Annotated in this window: 3 protein-coding genes; all 3 read right to left on the reverse strand. The window is 33.1% G+C overall.

The genetic code is table 11. The features are described from left to right. Positions 1-882 (reverse strand): hypothetical protein (locus tag N456_RS08720; RefSeq protein ID WP_062056009.1); only part of this gene is annotated, 882 nt, incomplete at its 3' end. 112 nt (positions 883-994) lie between these two features. Then, the gene (locus N456_RS08725; RefSeq protein ID WP_148639260.1) at positions 995-2,254 is read right to left on the reverse strand and encodes a hypothetical protein; all 1,260 of its coding nucleotides are present in this window, start codon (positions 2,252-2,254) and stop codon (positions 995-997) included. A gap of 14 nt (positions 2,255-2,268) precedes the next feature. Then, positions 2,269-4,741 (reverse strand): glycoside hydrolase family 19 protein (locus tag N456_RS24355; RefSeq protein WP_205410264.1); only part of this gene is annotated, 2,473 nt, incomplete at its 5' end.

A 4,741-nucleotide genomic window follows, 5' to 3' on the forward strand; every position in this document is an offset into this window, starting at 1 on the left:
CCCTAAGATGTTAGCATCTTTTTCTCCCTTTGATTTATATTCATCTATTTTACAGATAGGAATATGTTCTCCTGTTGATATAAATTTTTGATCAGGATTTTGTAGTTTATCTGTAGGGCGTAAAAAAGAAGCACAACAAGGAAACCTGTAAGTATTCTTTTCTGAATTAGAACAGCATAAAGTATTATCACAAGAAAAAGACTTCATTTTATGTAACTGTCGTTGTATTTTTTTATCTGATAGATATAATTTCCGATTACTCCATATTTTATATTGAATTAAAATTAGACTAACTTTCTTTGTATCTTGATTAAAACGTTCATAAATAAAATCTGCACCAGACTCCTGTTCTTTCTTGCTTGGATGAAATACTCTCATCCGAAGAACCTTATTATCGGCTATCTGATAGTCTCTATATGCTTTTCCTGTATCGATCTTATGGAATTGTGTATCCATAGCACTTATATCTTTAAAAATAACCTCAGATTCTTCATGATTTTCGGAATCTAATTCTTTTTTAGCTTTAATAAGTTGGGATATTTTCTTTTGCAATAAATGAGGATTCTTAATAGTACCTCCAGATCTTTTGATAAGCCTACTTAATTCTTCTATTTCATCTAAAACTAATTGTAAAGCGGTAAATTCTTTACCTTCACTTAATGATTTTAGCTCAGCTCTTTGTCGATATTCTTGTGTAGTCGTACTTTCTTCTTGTCTTCTTAATAGACTACTTTCTCCCATTAAATCAGGATATAATTGCCCTGCAAAAGTTATTGCATTTTTATAAGTCGATTTTAAAACATCACCTCTAGAAGCTAGTTTTATTAATTCTCTGGTCATATTCAGTACTAACCATTCTTGATCTAATCTGTCGTTTTCCAACTCTATAATTTATTTTAAAGGTTATATCGTTAAAGGTTAAGCACCTTTAAAAATCAATGCAAGTACAAGAAAGTAGTTTCTAATTTTTATGATAATTCATCTCATAAGAAAATCATTTAATGATTTTTACTCTACTATTATGTATCCAGCCTTCTTTACCTTTAAAACGAACAAACCACCAACCCTCTTTATAAAACTCTCCTATTATTTTCTTATCAGATTTTGAAACCATAAATTCCTCTCCATCCATGATTTTAAAGATTATTTCTCCAGATTTGTCCCGTACATTGGTATATCCATCTGGATCATTAATAACTGCCATATCATAAACAGGTTTTGGGTGTTCTTCATCATATGGAGTCTGACCATACCTTTTTAAACTATAATTTTTTAAGTCTTTATACCCATAAAAATCATGTTTTTTAAGAAGCCCTAGCACCATAGGATCTTCATTATACAATTCATCAAGGATACCTACCATACCCTGATCTACAAGTACATTCATTAAATATGAAAAATCTTCTAATTTCTGCTCTTTGGTTTCGTAAGTATAAAATTGATTGCGCTCTTTACTTTTTACCGTGTATCCTTCAAAATCACTTACAATCATCCCAATATTAAAAACAAGGCTAGGTTGCAGCTCCACTATTTTTTCTACTACATTTTTTCGTACTCCATATCTTTTCTTTTTGGCTACCCATCCCATTGCCATTTCATCTACGTTTTCTTGGGCATGTCGTCCTTCTCCTATACTTTTTAGAATAAACTTAGTATACTCATCATTGCCTGTATAGGCATAATCATGAATCATATGCATAAATGTATACGGTTTTTTTGCTTTTAGATATGCAAATGAGGCTTTGTTATCATGAAACATCCAGTTATTAAAATGATATAAAATCTCTTTTCTTTCCCTAGGATAATCTTCAAAGGATTTGCCATCAATAAAAAACCCCTCAATAGAATCTTCAATAAGTGGACAGATAAACTTATTAGTTCTATAAGCTCTTGCATATAAAATAGGAGAATCTGATTTATTTAGAAAAGGAGCTAACCCTACTTCTTCATACTTTTCTTTTAGATATGAAATACTACTAGGCATATAAAATGCTGTATCAATATCTATTTTAAATTTTTCTGCAATAACATTCCGAAAAATACTATCGCTAGGAGTCTTATAAAATTTAGTTTGTAGATAGGATAAAATGCTCTTTACATCTTGCTTTTGTGTATATTTTAAAGGATAGTCCTGAGAAACCATAATATTTTGTTTTATATTATTTTGATCTGTATCGTTTTGTCCGTTGGTTGTATTTTGTTTACAAGAAAGTAATGACATCCCAATGATGGATGTATAAACTGCTAATTTCATCTTTTTATGCATTATTAATTAGTATTTTCTTCTACGATTCCTTCATATTTTGTAGCACCAGAACCCCAGCTCCCAATTTCTTTAACTTCACGAGGTTCTAATATAATTCGTACATTTCTATTTTCTTCCTCTTTTAGGTCGTCAATATCAGGTACATTAGCATAAAACTCATCTACTAATGCATTGGGTTTACCTTTACCTTGATGAATTGTTAAACAACCAACAGATCCAGAGGGATACCCTCCGTGTATGGCAATCCCTTTTCTGTTAATACCACTTTCTGTATCTTTAATAGAGGCTGATTTTTCTATATCACCAATATGCCATTGATATCTTTGCTTATTAGATTGTCTTTTAAACAAATAATACTCTCCTGGTGGGGTTTCATTGTTTGTACCATATCGATATTGTGATTTAGGGTCATAATCTTCTTCACTTCCATGTGCATCTCTAGCTAGGTAAGTTATATAATCTGGTTCTGGGAGTTCTTCTTTTTCTTTTAGTTCTTTATATTTTTCTAAACTCATACGTCTGTATACACTAGTTTTGTATACTGCCCATTTATCGCCATTACTATTTGGTTCACCATATTTATAGGATTTTCCTGCTATGACAACCACAGTTCCTAATTCTTGTTCTTGCCATTTTTTACCTTTATACAAAGGACATTCTTCTATTTTTAATTGGTCTTTGGCTCTTAGAAAATATCGCTTTCTTTCGTGTAACCCTTTTAATGCTCCATTTATTCTATAGGTAACTGATTTTACAGCATATTCATCTGCATAATTTGCCCTAGGGTTTATTATTTTCCAACCCCAGTATGCTAGTGCGCTTATCATTGCATCTTTAGCATTGTTTTTTAATTTATAAGGATTATCACTATCAACCCAAGATACATCAGATTCTATATCTTCTTTCATTTTTTTGTTATAAAAATCCTGAACTTCTTTATAATTGGTTTTCCAAGTGATCTGTTTAAATCCTTTACCGCTATATCGCCACCCATCTCCCTCTTTATGTCCTGCTTCTTTTCCTATAGGGTGTGTTTTTCCATAAATAGCATTGGCTAGTGTTTTTTGCTCCTCTAGAGTTAATGTAGCACCCTCTTTTTCTTCTCGCCCTAATTCTTTGGCTTTAGCTTCTTTTGCTGATTGTGTAGAGAATTGCCTAAAATAACTAGGAAATGTATCTAATAACGCCTCCCAATACCAGTTAAAATTTTCTTGTAAGCTGTAAAATTTACTTTCTTGTGCTATCTGAGCCAAAAAGTGTGCCTTGCGAGTACAGGTATCGATACCTACTTTTTTACGATATTGATTTAGAAAAGGAAGTGCTGATTCAATCGTAGTTGTATCTAATATTAGACATTTTCCATTATCATCTGAACAAATATTTTTTATCTCCTCTAAGGTAATATCTTTATCACAATTCTCACATTTTCCTTTTTTCTTTTTATCAGGGGTATGTGTTGCCTGTTCCACCACCACAGGCGTTACTCCTCCTTCTACTTTATCTCCTTTTTTATAGGCTTTTATCGATCCTCTAAAGATGTTTGCAGGGGTAAACCATGCCCATTTCGATTTTTCTACCGAGATATAAAATTGCTTGCCTAGGATATGCTGATCTCTCCACCATCGGGATTCTACGGTAAAATCAAAGGTTATCCTCCCTTCATTATCTACTGTTAGGTCTTGTGTAAATACTTTGGGGTCTGATACAGCAGCATCGATATAGAGTAGTTTTTGGGTTCTGTACACATCTACTTCCATAGATTCTCCGATCATATTTACGGTTTCTACAACCCCTTGTACTGTAATGCCATAGGCTACGGGTTTGGCTCGTAGTCGCTCGCCATTGTACATAAAATAAGCATCCCTAACTTGTTCTTTGTCCTCTACACATAATCCCTTGTTGATCGGGTATCGTGCGGTGTCCTGATCTTTGATCGGTTCGTCTCTACCAGTGATTTTAAATACTAATTCGTTTGGTGTGCCCTGCATCGCTTCTTTATAACGATCAGTCATCCTAAATTCTTGTATAATGGTACTATTATTATTAGCCTTGCACTTAGTCATAGTACAAAGCGCTGTAGTACCGCTATATACCGTAATATCTACGGCATTATTATGGTAGCTTTTTAATTGGATATGAATATAGGAGACTTCGTTTTTATATCCTGTACGTAGTTTCTTAGTACCATCTTTTCGCTCCCATTGGGCAATGACTACAGTAGGTTCTGTAACTTCTACCTTGGTTACTGCTGTTTTTTTACTTAATTGTGCTACGGATAGTTTGCCTGCTTTAGCTTTGGCTAAATAGCTACTATTCTTATATGCTTCTATATAATAATGCCCTGCTTTTGGCGGATTTTGTAATATAAAGGTGTCTCCTGTAGCTCCTGTATAGATTGTAATCTCATTAAGCGCATCATCATAGACTACCCATTTTACTGCTGTAATCTCTTGCGGTGTGGCAGGGTTTATACGG

Source organism: Aquimarina longa SW024 (assembly GCF_001401755.1).
Taxonomy (GTDB): domain Bacteria; phylum Bacteroidota; class Bacteroidia; order Flavobacteriales; family Flavobacteriaceae; genus Aquimarina; species Aquimarina longa.

Excerpts from the sequence above, each read along its gene's own strand:
- N456_RS08725 (WP_148639260.1), bottom strand. The coding sequence starts at position 2,254 with ATGAAATTAGCAGTTTATACATCCATCATTGGGATGTCATTACTTTCT.